The following is a 19900-nucleotide window of genomic DNA, read 5'->3' as shown; positions in this document are numbered from 1 at the left end:
ATAACTATTTCCTCAATATATGTACAGTTGAAAATCTATTATCATTCTTTAATGTGCAACCCCGGTAATTTTGTTTGTAGTGGACTAACACATCGAAAATTGGTAGTCCTGCATAGTAATGGTATACAGGAGAAAGGAATACCAGGCACGGGAGCAAGATGCTCCCACTGCCGTCCTTTCTAACAAAGATAAGGAAAATGCACGATTATTACAATGCACTACTACCCAAAAATTTAGCCCCTCTGAATATACTGAGCAGCACTAAAGCGCAACTACAAGCTACTAATTTTTACTTCTGAATCCTGATTTCTGAGTTCTGAATTCTCAATTCTCAATTTAAGAAGTTGTCAAACGTTTCTTCATAGATTCTGCACGTCTTTTAGCAGTATCATTGTTTGAGTCATATTTCAGTGCTGACTCATAAGCTTCTAAAGCTTGGGCAGTTAATTTTTTCTTCTCATAAACATGACCCAAATTATTATAAGCTGTCACATACTCAGCATCTATTTTTAATGCTTCTTTATATTGCCTAATCGCAATATCATATTGCTCTTGAATAAAGTAGGCAAAACCAAGAGCATTATAAATTTTCGGAAAATCCTCTAAATTCTCTTCGTCTTTTAATTTCAGAGCTTTTTTCAATAATTCAATTGCATTAACATATAATTTTTTTTCTAAATATATACTGGCAAGCTGATAATATTCATCTACTGTTCCTTGTTCTTTTGTCAGTTTATTTTTCAACTTAGAAAGCTGATCTTCTGTTTTCCTCGTCTTTGTAATCTGACGGATAACAAATATAGACGTTATAGATAATAATATTAGAAGTATTAATAAGTATAAAACTGGTAGAGTTTTATCCATAATCTTTACCCAGGATTAATTTTAATTTTATTCAAAATAATAACAGCTTTCCTTTCTATATCACTCTGTCTTAATACTATTTTTTTAAAGAAAGCTGAGAGTTGACCGCTAATAGCTGAATATTTACCATCAGTCTTCTGAAAAGAGGGAGAATATTTACCGAAATAATTAATAATTAAACAATTAAATAATTAGATAATTTAGGTTTAAAGCCTCCTCTTTCAAGGGGAAAAAGCGGTTGGCAAGCGGAGCATTCCCTTATGATGGGATGGATGGGTTACCGGCGCCATATCCAATCAACCAAGAGAAATAAATCTTTTCCTTTTAGTCAATCCTCTCCCTAAAAGGGAGAGGTGATTATCAATTATCCATTATCCATTATCCATTATCCATTATCCATTATTTCCTATACCTTCTAGTTTCTATCATCCTTTGGCTTGACTTGCCAATTCCACAACTTTTGTAAAAGTTTCAGGATCTAAAACTGCTAATTGTGCTAACATTTTACGGTTAATTGCTATATTGGCTTTTTTCATATTGCCAATTAATTGACTATAGCTCATACCTTCTTGACGAGCTGCTGCGTTGATCCGGGTAATCCACAAACGACGAAAGTCCCGTTTCCGTTTCCGGCGATCGCGATAGGCATTCCGTAATGCCTGCATTACTCGTTGGTTAGCCACTTTAAACAGTCTAGATTGTGCCCCTCTAAATCCTTTAGCTAGTTTAAGAATTTTGTTACGGCGTTTACGGGCAACATTACCTCTTTTGACTCTCGGCATAATTTTTCTCCTAAAATTTTCTTTTTATAAATATGGAAGCATTAGACGTACATTTTCTTCATTAGTCTCATGTACAAGAGTCATTTTCGATAGATCGCTCTTGCGACTAGAGCTTTTATGCTCCAAAAGGTGACTCTTGAAGGCTTTACGACGTTTAATTTTGCCACTGCCTGTGGCTTTAAAGCGTCTAGCTGCTGCTTTGCGAGTTTTTAGTTTTGGCATGGACTTCCACTATTTTTACACACAAGCTTTTATAATATCATAAATTTTGTTAAAATTCAATACACTTCTCCGGAAAAGAGGGAACAGGGAACAGGGAACAGGGAACAGGGAGAAATAATTGATAATTTCTGGATCAGAATTGATTCTATTTTTAATTTTCACGCCTATGTCTAAATAGTTACTAAATCTATAGAAAAATATTCTTTGACCTAGTTTTAATTAAGTGTTACCTTAACGGGGTGAACTACAACACCCTCTATCCCATTGCTAAAAGCGTTTGGGACTGCTTTTCGTAATATGTTTAAACTTCCATTGACATCAGCATTGTATTTGAGACCGTTTGAAGCTTTATAAAGTCCTCTTTTCACTCGTTGACCACTAAATTTGTGTTTGACACCTTTTTGGTAAACTGGTAAGTCGTCCCAGTCTAAAAAACTAGCTTTTGAGGTATAACTTTCTTCATTAATTATTACTTGGATTCCTACTAACTTGCCTTTGTATTTTAGTTGTTCTATTAACTTAAAAAAAGGAATTTGAACAAAATTTTGATTGTTTTTTTTGCCAAGATTTATGCCTTGTTTCCAGTTAGGATTATTTCCTATTACTAAAACTCCGATCTGATTTTCGATCAGACGATTAATAATATATCTGCTAGTCTTATGCAAATAATCGTCAATCTTAAAATTTCTTTTTGTCGATAATCTTTTGATTCGATTACTACTTTTAGTCTTCTTTAATTCTGACTGTAGTTTGCCTTTTTTCTTATTATAGAATTGATTAATTGATTTGACTGGTCTGCCGTTAATAATCAAGGGTTGAAAACCTTTTTTATTTGATGTTACAGCCGCCAAATTATTTACTCCCAAATCTACAGAAGCTACATGATGTTTATACAAATCTAATTTGACTTCAATGGATTCGTAAACCACTTCTACCACATAGTAATTAAGCTTAGGTATAATTCTCACTTGTTGCAGAGAATCATAATTTATTTTACTATCAAAAAATAGCTCACTTTTTGATAGTAATATCTTCTGATTTTTGACTAATTGAGGTTTACTAATCGCTTGTTTTGTATAGACTAGAATATTCCTCCCTTTTTGTTTATGTTTATATTTTGGTAGTTTAGGACGACTTTTAAACTTACTTGGACATTGATTATAAGCTCTTATAGCTTGAAAAAAACTTTGCCAATTTTGATCTAAAAGAATCAAAACCTGCTGAGAAACTTTCGCAGGTATTGCTTTATAATCTGCTCCCGACTGTAGTAACTTTTGAACCTTGTTATAGTCTAGATAACTTCCTTTATTAATAAACTCTTGTCTAACTATGTAGTTAGCCATGTTGTAGAGATTTTTCGACAAGAAAGCTAGAGCATCAAGTGATTTATAATTGGGATGATTTTTTTTAATAATAGTGCGTTCTACTAACTGCATTATCCCTCCTGTCAACATTTAACTAGCTGTTGGGGTTTTCCAAGTTCATCTTCATGCCCGGCCGGCGTGTTGCAGATAATTTCATTCATCAACTACATAAGGGAATTTAACTAATCCCAGTCTAAGATATTTTTAGTTGTTTTTTTATGTTTTTCTATAAAATCAATAAAACTTTACAATACTTGCCCTTAGAAGTCAGAAGTTAGTATTTAGTAGTCAGGAGTCAGGAGTTAAAACAGCTTTTTTTCTTTACTATTAAATTAATCTTACTCTGATCGGAATTTCATACCTTATTTCACCAATGCCTTATTTGTATAGTTAGGGGTGGCGAGTGGGGAAGTGGGGGAAATTGAATATTGAAGTAATTCTAGAATAGAAAAATATATTATACAGCCGGATTCTATATAAGTTCATAAGCCAAATTAATTACACATTCTAATGAATTTAGAATTCAGAATTCAGAATAAAAATGGAAAATTCGATCGCTCAATTAAATCGATAAACTTTATAGAAAAAACAAACATTAATATATGATAGAAAAAATTAGGTGAGAAAATTTTACCCTTTCTTAAATTAGGCATTAGGCAAATTTTCTGACCAAAATACAATAAAATTACCGTAAGGGTAATGATACTAAATGTATAGTCTTTCTAGTAAAATTGAGGCAATTTTATATCTCAAGGGACAACCCCTTTCCATTTCTGAAATTGCTGAAATTGCCAAGTGTGAGCGTGGCCAAGTCAAAGATGCTTTAATCGAATTAATGTCAGAATATGCTCATCGACATACTGCTTTAGAAGTTGTCGAAACTGAAAAAGGTTATAGTCTTCAACTCAAACCAACTTTTAGTGAGTTGATAGAAAGCTTAATTCAACCAGAGTTAGGAGTCGGCGCTCTGAGGACTTTAGCAGCGATCGCCCTGAAAGGAGGTATTACCCAATCAGAATTAGTAGATATTCGTGGTTCGGGAATTTATCAGCACGTTCCTGAACTTGTAAGTTTAGGTTTTATCCGTAAACGTCGTCAAAAGGAATCTCGTTCTTATTGGTTGCAAGTCACTGATAAATTTCATCAATATTTCCAACTCGATAAACTGCCTCAACAATTATCTTTGGATTTACTGTCTCTATCTAATAGTGATGAAAATGAAGAAGATATAGATATCTCTGAAAAAGAGGAAACAGGGAACAGGGAAGAGGGAAGAGGGGAAACCCACCCCTACCCCTCCCAGGAGGGGAGTAATTGATAATTTATGAATAATAATTGATTTTATTTTCGATTTTTGGAGAAGTTTAATAATCCATTTTTGGGACGGCAATTTCAGTTATCAATACCTCCTGGAATAAGGAGGCTTGAAAATAAGAATTTTTCTTTTTCATACCCTTCAAAGGAGAAGTTCAATACTTTATTTCATGGTTAAATAAGAAAAATTTGAGTATGATTCTGGATAAGTCAGAATTTACCCAATTTACTTTTCTAAATTGTTATTTTAACAGGTTAATGCTTAAAAAAGAATTAAGAAGCTCATTATTAAAAAAACGTCGATCTATGCCTGAGAAAGAATGGAGAGAAAAGAGCGATCGCCTGTGCCGTAACTTACAAAATTTCTCTCTATTCCAAACAGCTAAAACTGTTTTAGCTTATTTTAGTTTTCGTCAGGAACCAGACCTGAGTTTATTATTTACAAATATTGGAGAAAAAAAAACATTTTCTCCTGAAACTTGGGGTTTTCCAAGATGTGTAGAAAAGTCTCTAATTTGGCATATTTGGCAACCAGGAAATTCTTTACAAAAAGGTGCTTATGGTATTCTAGAACCAGACTTAAATGCACCATTATTACAGTCATCAGAAGTAGATTTAATTTTAGTTCCTGCTGTTGCTTGTAATGTAAATGGTTATCGTTTAGGTTATGGTGGCGGTTTTTATGACCGGATGCTAAGTAGTCAAGAATGGGCATCAAAACCTACTATTGGCATTGTGTTTGAGTTTGCTTATTTACAAGATTTACCTATAGATTCCTGGGATAAACCTCTTGATTTTGTTTGTACAGAAAATGGTATAAAATAGCAGTCAGCAGTCAGCAGTCAGCTATCAGCTTTGTTACTTTTAAATGAGGAAGAACAATTGATCTAGGAATATGAAATGATTTGTGAAACAAAATCAGGACTTACGCAGAACCGTCATATCTAGTAAGGGCGAATGCCATTCGCCCCTACAGATGGTGTATAACTCTATATTTTGCCTAAGTCCTGAAAATGTAGGGGTTTGGTTTCCAAATCCCATTTTTACTGGGGTATAATACCAGTTTGAAAAAAGAATGTTACGAATAGTAAGGGTGATAAAAAGACTTTAGAGGAAATCTTTAATCTCATTTTCTTATTATGAAAAAATTTTCTTTCTTGCTTTTGCCTTTTTTATTATTTGTCACTCCTACTTTAGGAATTCAGACAAAAGATGGTACGGTTTATTTTGCTCAACCACCTCGTCTAGTTAAAGCAGTAACTACCCGAAGCGAGACTTATGTCTGGAGCGCTACCTATTATTTTACTCTCAACTTATTGCCTGATGCTGGAGTACCACTAAAACAGGTGACAATTAGTAAAACTACTGGTCCTGATAATATTCGATATAACCCAGAGAAAATTATCGCTTTTGAAGGAACCCATCGGAATAAAGGTGAACAATTAACAGTTGAGGAAGTAGCGATCGACAAAAAAACTAATACCATCTCAGTAATTTTCAATCCTCCAGTACCTCCAGGCAAAACTTTTACAATTGGTTTGCGTCCAGTGCGGACTCCCAGATATGGGGGAGTATATTTATTTGGAGTGACTGCTTTTCCTGTAGGAGAAAAACCTTATGGTTATTTTCTTGGCTATGGTAGACTTCATTTTTATGATGGTTCTGATAGTTATAATTAGGGTTTGCTGAAAAATTCTTTTGGTAGGGGTAGGAGTCAGGAGTCAGGAGTCAGGAGTCAGGAGGAAAGAAAGAAGAAGAAAGAATAGTAGACGGAGAAAGTTTTTTGTTTGCGCTTGCTATCCGGACAAGAAATCATACCGTGTTTCACCAACGCCGACATCAGCTTAAAATCAATCAGTTTTTTATTAAAATCAACACCTATATATTATGTGGAAAAAAATCGCCGAACATATCACCCAAGTAACCGCCGAAAAATTTGAAGTCAGTGAACATCGTTCAGTTGGAGGAGGTTGCATCAACAATGGTTATCAACTGACTGATGGCACTCGTAGCTATTTCGTCAAAATTAATCAAGCTTCTCTGGTGGAAATGTTTCGAGCAGAAGCATTAGGGTTAAAGCAAATGTGCGAAACTCAGACTATTCGGGTTCCTAAACCTTTATGTTATAGAACAGAAGGAAATAATTGTTATATAGTCTTGGAATGGTTAGACTTAGGCGGTCGCGGTAACGATAAATCTTGGGAAGAGATGGGGCGTAACTTAGCTGCTTTACATCGCTATCAAGGAAAAAGTGAATTTGGTTGGGATATTAATAATACTATCGGTTCGACACCTCAGATTAATACTTGGGTAGCAGACTGGGCAGAATTTTGGGTAGAACACCGTATTGGTTATCAGTTAAAATTAGCAAAGCGTCGCGGTGGTAGTTTTAGTCAGGGCGATCGCCTACTGAAAGTTATTCCAGAATTATTAGCAGGTCATCAACCCCAACCTTCTTTAGTTCACGGAGACTTATGGGGGGGAAATGCTTCAGTTACTGCGGATGGGGAACCAGTGATTTTTGATCCGGCGACTTATTGGGGCGATCGCGAAGTCGATATAGCAATGACAGAATTATTTGGTGGTTTTCCTGCTGGTTTTTATCATGGTTACAATGAAGCTTGGCCTTTAGATGATGGCTACAAGCAGCGGAAAATTCTTTATAATTTGTATCATATCTTGAATCATTTTAATCTATTTGGTAGTGGTTATGCTTCTCAAGCAGAAAGGATGATACAGCAACTTTTATCAGTTATCAGTTAACAGTTATCAGTTATCAGTTATCAGTATTTTTTAGTAACAACCAAAACCCTCTAGGGATGTTCGGTTGTGCATCAAGAAAGTGTGGGAATGGTAATATAACTATTGTCCCGTTAATACTTTGAATTCTGATGTAATGTCCTCTATGTGGCTATCACAAGACTCATAAGCATCGAAAAACTAGCAAAGGAAGTCAGCGATATTATTGTCCCGAATGCTTGCAAACTTTCAGTGACACTTTCGAGACTCTATACTATCGTAGACAAATTCAACCTGAACAAATGCGGAATGTGGGTTACAAGCTAATGTCGAGGGCAGTAGTTTACAGCGCTTTTCAAATTGATGAACCACATCGTCACAACCAAAACCCAGTAGGGACGTTCCATGGAAGGTCCCTACTGTAGTCTACTCAACTGAAAAGCACTGTAAGAGGAATTGGATTTGGATTCACAGTCGAAGGAAAAATACTGCGGCACAAAGAGCTGGGTTAGCGTTTAGCGTTCCGCACAACTTTCCTGACGGAATGCTCCGCAAACGTTAACGCTCCGCGTTTTATGTCGCTCGCGTTGCGTCAGCAGTATCGCCCCTTCGTACTAGAATGATCTAATTACTTATCCCACACTTGGCTGATGCACTACCAAAGAATTAAGGGCGATCGCTATTTAGTATAACCTTGCAAAAGATACGCTTAGGGGTTCTATAGGGTACTCGAAAGTTACTCCACATTATAATAAATAATAAGTGGTATCTAATGCCCAAAAATCATAAGGAGTAAATCTCTGAGGCAGTGAATCAACTCCACTTTCTAAATTGTCATTCATCACCGAATCCTTTCTCTCATCTTCATGTCCTAGTCCTAGAGCGTGCCCGAATTCGTGCCAGACAATGAAATTTTGATATTGTTCTGGTTGATTAAGAAATTCTTGGGACAACAGAATGTCACCACTGATGGAATGTTCTCCAGGAAAGTAAGCTAAAGCTAGGAATCCTTGAGTGTCGGCAAAACTAATGTGAATATCTGGTTGAAAATTTTCTGGTATTTCACTCAAAGATAATTTTGAGTTTTGACTAATGTCGCTAGCTGCGGTTTGGAATAAATTTCTGACATTGAGTGGTACGTTGGCATCAAATCCATAAGAAATATTAGTTGTCTGCCAATTTGTGTTTGTGAGTATATCATATTCAAAGTTTTCCATGTTTTCTCCAGATTGCAACTACAGTAAATGTACTTGTTCATTATCAGGACTTACGCAGAACCACCTTCTCTTGGTGCGCGTTCCCTTGCGTCTGACGCCGACGCGGGGTCGCACCGCTATGTATAGGGGCGAATGGCATTCGCCCTCTACGGATAGCGTATTGTTTAAAAGTTTGCGTAAATTATGATTATTTTATTCGATCGCTAATATCAATTACGAGATGATATTAAACCCGTATCTAACTATAGTTTTGAAGTGTTTGTCACCCCGTGAGCTTATAGCGTGTAAAACTTCGTGAGATATAACAAACTGTAGTAAACTTTCGTCTTCAAAGGAAATTTACTCCTTATAAGGATCGGCTGATCTTTTTCTACCTTACTCATTTTAGGATGTGGTAGATAAACTTAAGTGATAGTTACATTTTCAGTTACCACTGGTGTAGCGAACCAGCCTAGATTAAGTAAATGACTAAACTAGGCTGAAATGATAGTTAGTCTCAACTTTTAGGCGCATTGCTTTGAATCTTAAGCACTGGTTGTAACTGTAACTCCTTCGATTTAGTGAGAAGATATTGCCAATCAAACTTATAGTAACCGTGAGATTGTTGTCCTAGAGCCTCGTTACACGAACCTATAAACTCCTTGATTTGCCTTGTTTTCTCCTGTTTTTCTTTATCAAGTGTTGACTTAACTTTTTCAAATGCCCCTCTGATTCTTGCATTCTTGGGGTATATTTGAATTACACGTTCCCTAACCTCATTATCAATTTTCTCTCCGGGATAACCATTCCGGTGTTTATCTTCAGGAGCACGACATATATTGACAGGGTTCCAGACAATAATACTAAGATAATCATTTATGGCGTCTTCAAGAGTAATCTTCGCACCATCCTTTTGTTGAATTAATTTTTCAATTCTAGAACCACATAGTTTATTTATAATATAATTGTCAATATTATACGTCATGGGAACTTGGTCTTTAAAAAGCTTTTTAAACTCATTAAAAGCCTGGTATACTTTTTGCTGTTTGTTGTGATCGTAATTTTCTAGATTATTAAGGTTATTATAATCTAGATTCTTCAGTTTGTCATTCAGAATTTCATTCGCAATGTCATTCAGTACCTCTTTCAGAGCACTCTGAGGCACAATATGTCCCTGATGATCTGTCAGAGTGTGGCCATTAGAATCCTTTACTGGCACTTGATTGTTATTAGGATCCTTTTCTGGCGTTAGCACTGGTTGATTATGAAATGCTTCTAGTTGATTCTGCTTAAATTCAAAACACATATATTGGTTGGCATAACTGCTATCATACTCTTGATCATTACACTGATATTTCTGATTATGATTAGTATATTGATATTCCTTGTTCCACCCATGTATCCTATCGTTCCTCCCAAAGGAATATTTGTTTGTTTGATTATTCTTTTGTTGTGGTCCTCTACTGTCCATAACTAGCAACTCCTAAACATCAATTATTTCAACAAAGCTATTTAGATTCATAATTTCTTCAATTTTTCACGGAATTTATTAACCACTCTTTCATACCTCCTTGTTACCGGATGAACTCTATCAAACTCATTTTTTGACACAGTACCTTCACAACTGATATAAAAGTAGGTGAAAAATCAAATGAAATTACTACAATTCCAAAACTACTGAAAGTTTTATTTCTTTCTGGTTGTTTAGCTTCCATCAATTAGATAGAAGCCAAGCTCTAAGACTAAATCAGAGATTACAGCTTTAGAAGTTAAATAATTAACCCACCAGCTCTGATTAATCCTTCATCTCGCCAATGTAACTGCTTGGTAAAATCCCATCAGCGATTTTGGCAATACTTCCCGATGTAAGCGCTGGCTTTCTTCCAGCAGCGGTCAAAATTCAACGCTCTTCCAAGCATATTAGCGAGGACAACAGGCAGCTCTTTTTCCTACCAACATTTAGCACTGTCAAAGCAGGGATGAGATTAGTCTACTGGACTATCAAGAATGGCTACACAGATTTGGGAGTCGCCTTTGGTCTCAGACCACAGTTTTTTGAGTCCCGGTAATCCTGAAATATCAGTAATGTTTGTTTGTGTAGCTGCCATGCTTGAACCTCATAATTTTGTCAGTTGCCGCAAGTTTTATGTTGGTCTTGGACTAGAGACAAGGTTGAATTTTTCTTTTTCCTGTCTTCTACTAATAAGACGATTTTGCTCTTCACTTTCTGAATTTTTTGAGTTAGATTTTTTTCTTGAAAAGAAAGGGACTTGGATAGAAAAATTTCCTGTCTTTTTTACCTTCCACTTATATGACGTTTCCCAGCAGTAATTTCTGAATTTTCAATCGACTATTTTGATTAAAGTTTTTATTCAATTTATCCTCAAAATCTTTCTATATCTATTTTTCAGCTTCCATGTCAGCCTATAAATTTTATCAAATAAAATTTTTTTTCTTAAAATCTCGCTCAAAAAATTCAGAAATTGACAAGCAAGATCGTCTTATAAGTAGAACAAAAAAATTCTGATTGACAAACTTTATTTAGAAGAAGTCCAAAAATGAAATCAGTAATTCCCATGGCTCTTGTTTTGCTACTGGTTATTGTTAGCTGGTCTGGTTTTTGCACCGATAATGCTCGGGCAGGTATGAACAACTACATTGCTCAGGCTTACCCAAGAACAGACGCAGACACAAACGCTAAAGAAAACAGCAATAAAAAGGAAGAAACAAACGCTAGCAACCTTAGTAACGTTAATGTTCGGGCAGGTATGAACAACTACATTGCTCAGGCTTACCAAAGAACAGACGCAGACACAAATGCTAAAGAAAAGAGCAATAAAAAGAAATAAACAAACCCTAGTAATGGTAGTAATGTTAGTAACGTTGCTGTGCTTAACATTGATTCTATTAATGGGTGATATAGAATCCGGTTATATAGTATATGTATATGTATGTCACTAGAAATGAGCAGGCATCAAAGCAATGGGAATGTCTGTACTGATGCGTATCACCGGTAGATATCTTAAATATAAATCCAGGTGGATTCCAGAATAATCAATGTAATGAAGGTATTCAGGGATTCATAACACTAGACAGAATTCTTCCTACAGCAAACTACTGGCCTGGGAATTATCTATTTTACTATAAATGGTCAAAGGCGATGCCAATTAGAAGTAACTCGTGTTGATGGACCGACCAAGTACAGGGTAGAAACTTTGGGTGTCTAACGTCCGAAACTGACGGGGTATCGCCCCCTTTTATTTAAAATGTCTAAGTCCTGATATATAAAGGCGATTATTTTGAAATTCAAAAATAAATCGTCTTTTTTCCTTGCATTGACAAAATATTAATAAGCTTGGGAGAATTGATTCATACTAGAGAAGGCACAAATCTAGACAACTCTCCTATTAGCTATATGGAGAAAAAAAATTATGAGTTTTAAGATTCTTTGTCTGGATGGTGGAGGTATCCGGGGAGTTTTATCAGCCAAACTTCTCCAAGAGGTAGAAACAACTGTCAAAGAAAAAAAAGGACAAGAATTACACGAATATTTCGACCTAATTTCCGGTACATCTACTGGCTCTATTCTGGCTGCGGGGGTTGTCTGTCAGATGAAAGCTAAAGACATGATTGATCTCTATCTAGAAGAGGGAAAAAATATCTTTTTAGAGTCAGTACGTCAGCAGCGAAACTCTTTCCTGTCTTCTACTATACTGCGAAAAATGATCGGGAATTATGCCCTATATCCCCACGAACAGGGAGAGCAGGGTTTGGCTAAAGTCTTGCAGAAAAAATTGATTCACCAGGAGTTGGGTTCGGCCAAAATTAGCGAGATCGGGAAACCTCATATTCTGATTCCTGCTTATGACGTTTATTCCCGAAATACAACCTGGTTTACTAATAATCCCCCCAATACAGAAGTATGGTATGACAATATCGAATTATGGAAAATCTGCACTGCCTCAGTTTCTGCTCCTACGTTTTTTCCCCCTTATAAACTCCCTTATAATGAGGAGGAAAATCTGCCTCATATTGATGGAGGAATATCGGCAAATAATCCCGTTTTGGTGGCGATCGCTCATGCCTTATGGATTGAAAAAAATAATGGATTAAAATTGAGCGATATTGCGGTCCTTTCTATCGGCACTGGCAATACAACTTGTCCTTACAGTTATGAAGAAATCAAAGAATGGGGATTACTGGGTTGGGTGCAGCACATACCGGATATTTTTCTGAATCCTGCTGCGAAAAATTCCGAGGATATCTGTAACCAAATTCTAGATAGTGTAGGGGGCGATATCCTGCGTTTGGATTTTGAACTCAACGATCGCCTAGAAAGGGAAAAACGGCCTGGTAGACTCAGAAAGCTACTAGAAAAGCCTCATAACAGATATATTAGGGATAAAAGAAACCACTACAAAGAAATAAATGAAGATATCGACAATCCTGATAATTGTCAAGACCTGATCGATGCTGCTGAATGTTATCTTGACTGTGGGGAAGTTTATTATGAGCAGCCAAGGGTTCCAGTGCGAGAGGCTCTTCAAAAGTTTATCGGATATCATTAAGCATTTAGACAGTTTTTTCTAAGGAATGAGAATTAAATAAAGTCCAGAAATTTTTTTCAGAATTCAGACGCTATGGAAATTAGGCAATTTAACTTCTGTAGATCATAAAATTCTTATTCCTAATCTATTTTTTAGCTTCCCTGTCAGCCTATGAATTTTATTTGAAAAAAATTTTTAGAAAAAAATTTAACTCAAAAAATTCAGAAATTGGGAAGCATGAGCGTCTTATTAGTAGATAACGTAGAACAATCATCAAAGTACAGAGGTAAAATTATGCAAGCACAACATTTACTTAACATTGAAGATCTTCAAGCTGGTGATATCATGCTGAAAGTAAAGGGTAAGTCAACAATTAATAAGATTATTAATGTTGCACAGGCATTGACCAGGCTATCCACTGAGGATGCTAATATAGTCCATGCTGGCTTGCTAATCAGAGATCAAGATCAACAAGGTTTTGAAGAATTTTATGTTGTTGAAGCTCAGTCTGGAGGTTTAGCAAAAAACAGATTACTGCAAGATACAACAAAATATTTTGTTTTCAGAGCTAATAATGAAGACGTTAGGAATGGTATTGCTACAGCAGCCAAATTAGTAAGTGATTTACAAGGACAGAATCAAAATGTCTCGTATTCTATTAAAGGGGCTATTTCATCGCTATTCAAAAGAATTCAAGGAAATCACCAGGTTGCTAACAATTTATTAGACAATATTATAGACGGTCAACCAGCTCCTATGTACTGTTCACAATTCGTTATGTCTTGTCTGCTTTTCGTACACGAGACGTTTCGAGAAAATGGAGTATCCCCAATAAATCAAAATTTTTTTAATGATATAAATAAAAATCCTGCACAGTTGATCCAGGATTTAAGGGAATCTCCAAGTTTCAACTTTGTTGGTCTATTTCAGCTTTAAGGGATAACGATGTAAAAATTAGCCCACCCCCAACATCTCCAGAACAAAAGGGAGCGATCGCTCCCTTTGATCATATTTCTTTATTCAGTCGCATCCATAAAACCTAGAAAAAAACACTGCTAATTAGAAAAATTCAGAAACCCATCCGATTGCTATAAATATCAAGATGAGACTAATAAAAAAACTCCTTTTAAAAGTTCTCACTATATTAATAATAATTCTCCTAACTCAGTATGCTGTTACTAGCATTAGCCTAACCGATAACCCACTAAGGCCACCTGCCACTAACAGTCCCCGCACCACCCTCTCAGGATTTATGAACAATATGAATCAAGCATATAGACTCATTATGGAGGCTCAAGAGGAGTCAAAAAGAGAGAGGGGATTATGGCATTCTCGGACAGTGCAGAGGAAAGGCTATGAAGCAGAATTAGCTCTAGATCGGGCGATAGATGCCTTAAATCTTGTAGATATTCCCCCAATTAATCGTCAAGATTTTGGTACAGAGTCTGCACTAATGCTTAAGGAGATATTAGATCGCCTTCAATTACCTCCAGTTAATATGATTCCTAATACAGACGATGTTGGATCTCAATCCCTAACGCGCTGGGAAGTTCCAGGGAGTGAAATTGCAATTCAGTTAGTTAAGGAAGGTTTTGATGTCAATGAATTTCTATTCACTCCTGAAACAGTTGAGCGGATCAAACAATTTTACGAATTGATCGAAGAATATCCCTACTACGAATTCAATCCCTGGAAAACATCTCCTGGGTTCTACAGATTCTATATTACTACACCAGGCCATCTCCTACCTCCTAAGTGGAATAGATGGTTACCAAGGGAGAAAAATACTATATTGCTTTATGGCCAAACTCTCTGGCAATGGTTGGGTCTCGCTATAACAACCCTCATAGCATTCGCTATCGTTTTTGGGATCAGATTTTTACTCAAACGATATGTTAATATCGCTAACCCCTACAAAAAAGTATGGTTGGAATTATTGATACCAGCTTTCACACTGTGGATGATTACTTTTTGGGAAGTTATTATAGATGAAGGCATTAATATCACGGGCACACTCCTGCAAAATATACTGCAATTATCAACTATTCTGGAAGGTAGTGTTTTTGCTTGGTTCGCTTTTATGCTATTCAATGCTATTGGTTCGACTATTATGTTCAATATGTGTCAAGAAAGTAGATCCTTTGAAGCAGTACTGGTTCGCAATGGAGTTCGCTTGCTAGGGGTTTTAGCAGGATTCATAGTTTTTTACACCACCAGCCAAGAAATTGGCATCGCCCTTGGACCAATAATAGCTAGCTTTGGAATTAGCAGTATTGCTATTGGGTTAGGAGTTAAACCATATATAGAAAATTTAGTAGGTGGTTTAACCTTATTTTTGAACCGCCCAATCAAGATTGGTGATTTTTGTGAATTAGGTGGTGTCATCGGTACAGTAGAAGATATTAGTTTGCGCTCAACATTGATTCGCACGCTAGAACGCAAGCTGATTTATGTCCCTAATACAGTGGTCTCCACATCGCAAATTGTTAATCATAGTAAGCGTGACAAATATTTTTTTGACCGCACACTTTCATTGAGCTATGACAGTGTTCATGAAGAGTTAGAGCAAATTATGGAAAATCTGCGAAATATGCTTGCTCAACATCCAAAACTTTCTGAAGAAAGTATTAGTATTGGTAGTTTGAGTCATCAGATAATTAATCTTGATATTTTCGCATATATCCTAACTACAGATTTAGCTGAATCTATCTTAATTGAAGAGGAAGTACTGCTCAAAATTAACAAAATTCTCTATCTCACAGGAGCAAAGGTACTCGCACTCGCTGTATCAAACAAAACAGAGTCTTCTAGTGTAATACCAATTCACTATAAAAATATCACAGATAGTTTCAGAATTTAGAATTTAGAATTTAGAATTCTGAATTCTGAATTCAGAATTCAGAAATTTGCTTTGTCAGGCTTTATTTAAGGGTATTATATTATGTCCGGATAATTAGTGATCAAAAAACTTTCTCTTCTTTATAGCTTAAAATTCCCTTTTCTTCCCTCCTAACTCCTAACTCCTGACTCCTGACTCCTGGCTCCTGACTCCTCCATTTTTATTTATAACTATTCAACCGAACATGATATTAGACACCGCCTGTAGGGGCGTTTCATATAGCACAGGGAAACGGCCTTTTGCCCTTACTAATTGCTCATAACCCTATACTAAGATTTTCGGCCTCTATAATACCACTTCTCAAAACAAATGCTACATAAAATTAGGTGAGGAAATGTGGAAAGTCGAGGAGGTGTGGAAAGAGGAAATGTATGAAAAATTTATACTAAATTACCTTTAATTGTCAAAAACATACTTTTAATTTTAGTAACTATTGAGGTGTTGAAGTATAGCTTAAGTATAGCATTACTTTTGGTAATTGGTATAAGTTCATGTTAGTCCCAACTATTAAATTATCAATAAAATATTAAGTTTTATAAAAATACTCCTGTCAGCATCTAATTAGAACTTATAATGTTTTTTAGTTCTAAATAGGGATTAAATAGCATCTAATGATAGACATTAATAGAAAAACAAGGTCTGAAAAAATATCTGTTACTATGTCCGCAGGAACCTATAGACAGCTAGAGGAAAGAGCTTTACAAGAAGAACGAACTTTGGTTAGTCTAGCCCTGTTTTACATAGAGAGTGGATTAGCTAGAAGTAGAGAATATGATATTCTGCATCAATTAGGTTTTGACTATAAAAAGGCTTTAGTAGAACAACAAGAAAGAATAAAAGCTCTTGAAGCCAAAATTGATAACTCTCATCCCCCTTTGGACAATCTTGTCAGAGAGGCAATCATTAAATCAATTTCAGGTCAAGCCTTAAATAATGTAGATATCAGCCTCATATGCGAGTACCTTGATTACGATCAGGAGTTTCTACCCGATAAGTCTATGCAGACAACATCCTAGAATAGAATACAGATGAAGAAGAAAAACCAAGGCAATCAACACCTATTTCTTGATGAATGGACTGAAGCCGTATTTAAACAGGGTATCGTCTTCATTGCTCCTATTTACTATAGAAAAGAAGACGTGATTATTATCTACAATCAACATCAAGGTTGGTTTGATTTATTAGCTACTAAGTGGGGTGAGGTTCGCCTCATCTGGAATGGAGCAAAACGAGGAATTAGAATCATAGGGAAAAAAGTAATGATTAAAGAACTAGGTAAAAGTCTAATTGATATTTATGGTGAGGTTAACCCGCAGTTTATCACTGATGTGAATACTAACGAGGTTATTTGGATGAATCAAGCCGCCATTGTTGCTAACAGTAACCAACCAATGAATAAGATTGTTGGTCAGCAAGCTAAGGATTTATGGCAACCTGGTGAATTGAATAAAATGCTTGATTTCTTAGATAATGACCTTTACCTTCCTCAATATGAAGTTAAAGGTTATAGGTTTCTTCCCGATGGAGAAAAGGAAAAATATACTACGTTGAATGAGTACAGGATTATCAATGCTTTTGGCAGAAAATGTCGATGGTCTAGAGTTAATGTTTAAATATTTTGGCTTTGTTGATGCTGCTTAAGTAACGGGAACCTCAAAAGGTACTCAATTACTTGGGTGAATACAGTCATTTCAGTTATCAGTTATCAGTACCTCCTATTTCACTAGGAGGCTTGAAATACTGAAGTTGATTTTTTTCATCCCCTTAAAAGAGGAAGCTTGAGACTTTACTTTTTGGTCAAAATAAGTGAGTATCGCATATCTCGTGAATTAAGTAGCAGATTTATTCATAGAGCGTGCGATACTCAATTCCATGATACAAAATGGTAAGCCGGAAAACTAGAACGTGGAATTCTAGTTGATTTTTCCAGTGAATAGTTTCACCTTTGCAGCTTTATTGAATGAAAGCTGATTCAGATTAGTAATATTAAGCGGATTAGCGATCGTCTACTTCGATCGCTAATCTGCTAAATCAACCTGACTATAAAGATCGTTAAAAATATTTATTGGGATATTATATAGAATCCGGCTCAAAATTAGTCATTGCGACGATAGGCAGCAATCTCAGAGGTTTTAGAGATTGCTGCCTTCGACGAGTGTAAGTCGCTGCGGACTTACAATAACTAATCATCTGGATTTGATATTACTCAGGAGATAGTAGAATAGAAATAAACTTATTCAGCGATCGCAATACTTGTTTTCAGGGTGATTGGTAGTAATAAAACAAAAATGTAAGCTAAGATTACGATTTGTACTGGAAATAAATAGGACTTACGCAAAGAAACCGGGTTTCTGGGTTCACCTGCGTAAGTCCTGATAAATTAAAGAAATTAGATTTTTCTAGATATTTCACATTGCGTTAACTTCTGCTAGCAATATCTAGGAATAAATCAGCCTTTCAGAGATCATTAGATAATCCAGTTATAGCAACAGCCAGGGCGATTAGGATATAGACTAATGATGAATCTTAGACTAGGAAACACTTTTCCCACTGTTCCCTGTTGCCTGCTATAAATTTTAATACACAATTCCCCAGAATCCTGCCCATTCGCTTGAAATTATAGTTCTCCTCCAACTAATAGATTTCTTTAAGGGTTGACTATTATGCTATCAAATTCTCTCAAAGTAGTTTCAGCTACTACATTGAAACTGCCGAATTATACTGGAAACACAGATCAAGAGTTCTGGCAGCAATGGCTAAAATATCAAGATTATCTTTATTATTGCTGTGTCAAGTGGATGGGCGGAAACCGAACTGACGCTGAGGACGCACTTAGTCGGGCTATGCTCAAAGCTTGGGAGAAGGAGCAAAAGAATCCAGCAAAAATTTCTAATTCTAAGGCATGGCTGACAAAACTGACTTATAACCTCTGTGTAGATATTCATCGAGAACGCATTCGTGCTGCGAATAGAGTTGATAATATCGAAGATTACACATTTACTGAGGAGCAAGAGCTGGTTTCATTGGAGGAGAGGCCAGATTATGCTATAGAAATACAAGAGAAAAGGATTATGATTCGTCGTGCTATTCATAATTTGCCAACGAGATTGCATCAGACATTTATCCTGCATTTTTATCAGCAACTATCTCATCAAGAGATTGCTAAACAACAAAATATTTCCTACGATAATGTCTGCAAGCGCATTTCTCAGGCACGAAATATATTACGAAACGAGCTGAGGGAATATTTTATTGAGGGGGAGTAACCAATAATATCATGTCCGGTTGAATAGTTATAAATAAAAATGGAGGAGTAATGAGTAATGAGTAATGAGTAATGAGTTAGGAGTTAGGAGTTAGGAGTTAGGAGTTAGGGGGGATGGAGAGCGCGGGACTTCCCGCCAGGAAAGTTAAATTTTTGTTTGAGTTCGTCTAAGGTAAATTTACTGTAAGGCATGGTTTTTTTCAGTTATCAGTTATCAGTTATCAGTTAAATGATCTAATACAGCATATTTGGGACAAATAATGTACAAATTTGAATGGTAAAATTATTGTAATGCGGGCATCTTGCCCGCGATCAGTCTACCTTATAACAATTGCAAGCGCTGTAGCTAATAGCTGAATGCTGAACGCTTACGTATAATTTGCGTTTAAAGTGCCAATTATAACATCAATAAAACGTCGGTTTTGTTCGCGAGTAGCTTCCTTGGGAAATAACTCTAATTTCTCTGCCTTATCAATTATAAACTCTATTTGTTCTTCTGAATTTAATTTTCCTGGCGGGAAGTCCCGCGCTCTCCCGCAGGGGAGCGTCGGGATGAAAGCCAGGGCCAGGATTCGGATACCTTCATAAGCTAAACGTTGATATGCCCTTGACAAGCTAGGAGCATTTTGTTATTGTAAAAGTCAACACAGGGGGAGGACATCACCTCTGTCAAAACAGCGGTCAGGGCTTCCCTGGCTGAAGAATCCC

At 36.1% G+C, this 19900-nt stretch carries 19 protein-coding genes and 1 pseudogene; 12 read left to right on the top strand and 8 right to left on the bottom strand.

What is annotated here, in order from left to right; genetic code table 11:
- Positions 1 to 336: 336 nt before the first annotated feature.
- The 4 genes from F6K40_RS01840 to F6K40_RS01825 all read right to left on the bottom strand — a co-directional run bounded on the left by F6K40_RS01840 (position 337) and on the right by F6K40_RS01825 (position 3304).
- A complete protein-coding gene (locus F6K40_RS01840; protein WP_293130543.1) occupies positions 337 to 864 on the bottom strand; it encodes a tetratricopeptide repeat protein in 528 nt (175 codons plus the stop codon).
- A 425-nt stretch (positions 865 to 1289) separates the two neighbouring features.
- On the bottom strand, positions 1290 to 1646 hold the full coding sequence (gene rplT, locus F6K40_RS01835) for a 50S ribosomal protein L20 (RefSeq protein ID WP_293130541.1): 357 nt from the start codon (positions 1644 to 1646) through the stop codon (positions 1290 to 1292).
- Positions 1647 to 1670: 24 nt separating this feature from the next.
- Positions 1671 to 1868 (bottom strand): 50S ribosomal protein L35, encoded by a 198-nt coding sequence (rpmI, locus tag F6K40_RS01830; protein ID WP_293130539.1) that lies wholly within the window; start codon positions 1866 to 1868, stop codon positions 1671 to 1673.
- Positions 1869 to 2083: 215 nt separating this feature from the next.
- A complete protein-coding gene (locus F6K40_RS01825; protein ID WP_293130537.1) occupies positions 2084 to 3304 on the bottom strand; it encodes an RNA-guided endonuclease InsQ/TnpB family protein in 1221 nt (406 codons plus the stop codon).
- Positions 3305 to 3941: 637 nt separating this feature from the next.
- On the opposite strand from F6K40_RS01825, the gene scpB reads away from it, so the two are divergent.
- From scpB to F6K40_RS01800, 5 genes and pseudogenes are all read left to right on the top strand, one after another.
- Entirely contained in the window at positions 3942 to 4550 is a 609-nt protein-coding gene (scpB, locus tag F6K40_RS01820) for an SMC-Scp complex subunit ScpB (protein ID WP_293130535.1), read from the top strand.
- 254 nt (positions 4551 to 4804) lie between these two features.
- Positions 4805 to 5371 (top strand): 5-formyltetrahydrofolate cyclo-ligase, encoded by a 567-nt coding sequence (locus tag F6K40_RS01815; RefSeq protein ID WP_293130532.1) that lies wholly within the window; start codon positions 4805 to 4807, stop codon positions 5369 to 5371.
- 314 nt (positions 5372 to 5685) lie between these two features.
- Positions 5686 to 6225 carry a DUF2808 domain-containing protein gene (locus F6K40_RS01810; protein WP_293130529.1) on the top strand — a complete coding sequence of 180 codons (540 nt, stop codon included), beginning with the start codon at positions 5686 to 5688 and terminating at the stop codon, positions 6223 to 6225.
- A 208-nt stretch (positions 6226 to 6433) separates the two neighbouring features.
- Positions 6434 to 7309 carry a fructosamine kinase family protein gene (locus F6K40_RS01805; RefSeq protein ID WP_293130526.1) on the top strand — a complete coding sequence of 292 codons (876 nt, stop codon included), beginning with the start codon at positions 6434 to 6436 and terminating at the stop codon, positions 7307 to 7309.
- Between the two features lie 134 nt (positions 7310 to 7443).
- Positions 7444 to 7643: pseudogene (locus F6K40_RS01800) on the top strand (transposase); the annotation flags it as partial.
- A gap of 388 nt (positions 7644 to 8031) precedes the next feature.
- Here the strand turns inward: F6K40_RS01800 and F6K40_RS01795 are convergent.
- From F6K40_RS01795 to F6K40_RS01785, 3 genes are all read right to left on the bottom strand, one after another.
- Positions 8032 to 8502 (bottom strand): matrixin family metalloprotease, encoded by a 471-nt coding sequence (locus tag F6K40_RS01795; RefSeq protein ID WP_293130523.1) that lies wholly within the window; start codon positions 8500 to 8502, stop codon positions 8032 to 8034.
- Between the two features lie 496 nt (positions 8503 to 8998).
- Positions 8999 to 9952 carry a hypothetical protein gene (locus F6K40_RS01790; protein WP_293130520.1) on the bottom strand — a complete coding sequence of 318 codons (954 nt, stop codon included), beginning with the start codon at positions 9950 to 9952 and terminating at the stop codon, positions 8999 to 9001.
- Between the two features lie 514 nt (positions 9953 to 10466).
- A complete protein-coding gene (locus F6K40_RS01785) occupies positions 10467 to 10589 on the bottom strand; it encodes a hypothetical protein (RefSeq protein WP_293130517.1) in 123 nt (40 codons plus the stop codon).
- Positions 10590 to 11039: 450 nt separating this feature from the next.
- On the opposite strand from F6K40_RS01785, the gene F6K40_RS01780 reads away from it, so the two are divergent.
- The 7 genes from F6K40_RS01780 (at position 11040) to F6K40_RS01750 (ending at position 19193) form a co-directional block, all read left to right on the top strand.
- Complete coding sequence (locus F6K40_RS01780; protein ID WP_293130514.1) at positions 11040 to 11330, top strand: hypothetical protein; 291 nt, start codon at positions 11040 to 11042, stop codon at positions 11328 to 11330.
- A gap of 582 nt (positions 11331 to 11912) precedes the next feature.
- A complete protein-coding gene (locus F6K40_RS01775) occupies positions 11913 to 13049 on the top strand; it encodes a patatin-like phospholipase family protein (protein ID WP_293130511.1) in 1137 nt (378 codons plus the stop codon).
- 273 nt (positions 13050 to 13322) lie between these two features.
- Complete coding sequence (locus F6K40_RS01770) at positions 13323 to 13964, top strand: YiiX/YebB-like N1pC/P60 family cysteine hydrolase (RefSeq protein ID WP_293130508.1); 642 nt, start codon at positions 13323 to 13325, stop codon at positions 13962 to 13964.
- A gap of 316 nt (positions 13965 to 14280) precedes the next feature.
- The gene (locus F6K40_RS01765; RefSeq protein WP_293130505.1) at positions 14281 to 15888 is read left to right on the top strand and encodes a mechanosensitive ion channel family protein; all 1608 of its coding nucleotides are present in this window, start codon (positions 14281 to 14283) and stop codon (positions 15886 to 15888) included.
- A 650-nt stretch (positions 15889 to 16538) separates the two neighbouring features.
- Positions 16539 to 16943: a hypothetical protein gene (locus F6K40_RS01760; protein ID WP_293130502.1), complete on the top strand. Its 405-nt coding sequence runs from the start codon at positions 16539 to 16541 to the stop codon at positions 16941 to 16943.
- A 12-nt stretch (positions 16944 to 16955) separates the two neighbouring features.
- Positions 16956 to 17540 (top strand): hypothetical protein, encoded by a 585-nt coding sequence (locus F6K40_RS01755; protein ID WP_293130499.1) that lies wholly within the window; start codon positions 16956 to 16958, stop codon positions 17538 to 17540.
- 1050 nt (positions 17541 to 18590) lie between these two features.
- Positions 18591 to 19193 carry an RNA polymerase sigma factor gene (locus F6K40_RS01750; RefSeq protein ID WP_293130496.1) on the top strand — a complete coding sequence of 201 codons (603 nt, stop codon included), beginning with the start codon at positions 18591 to 18593 and terminating at the stop codon, positions 19191 to 19193.
- A 367-nt stretch (positions 19194 to 19560) separates the two neighbouring features.
- On the opposite strand, the gene F6K40_RS01745 is transcribed toward F6K40_RS01750, so the two are convergent.
- Positions 19561 to 19806 carry a hypothetical protein gene (locus F6K40_RS01745; protein ID WP_293130493.1) on the bottom strand — a complete coding sequence of 82 codons (246 nt, stop codon included), beginning with the start codon at positions 19804 to 19806 and terminating at the stop codon, positions 19561 to 19563.
- Positions 19807 to 19900: the final 94 nt, after the last annotated feature.

This window comes from Okeania sp. SIO3I5 (assembly GCF_010672085.1).
GTDB lineage: Bacteria > Cyanobacteriota > Cyanobacteriia > Cyanobacteriales > Microcoleaceae > Trichodesmium.
The sequence above is the reverse complement of the archived record's forward strand: the minus strand, read 5'-3'. Positions and strand labels throughout refer to the sequence as shown.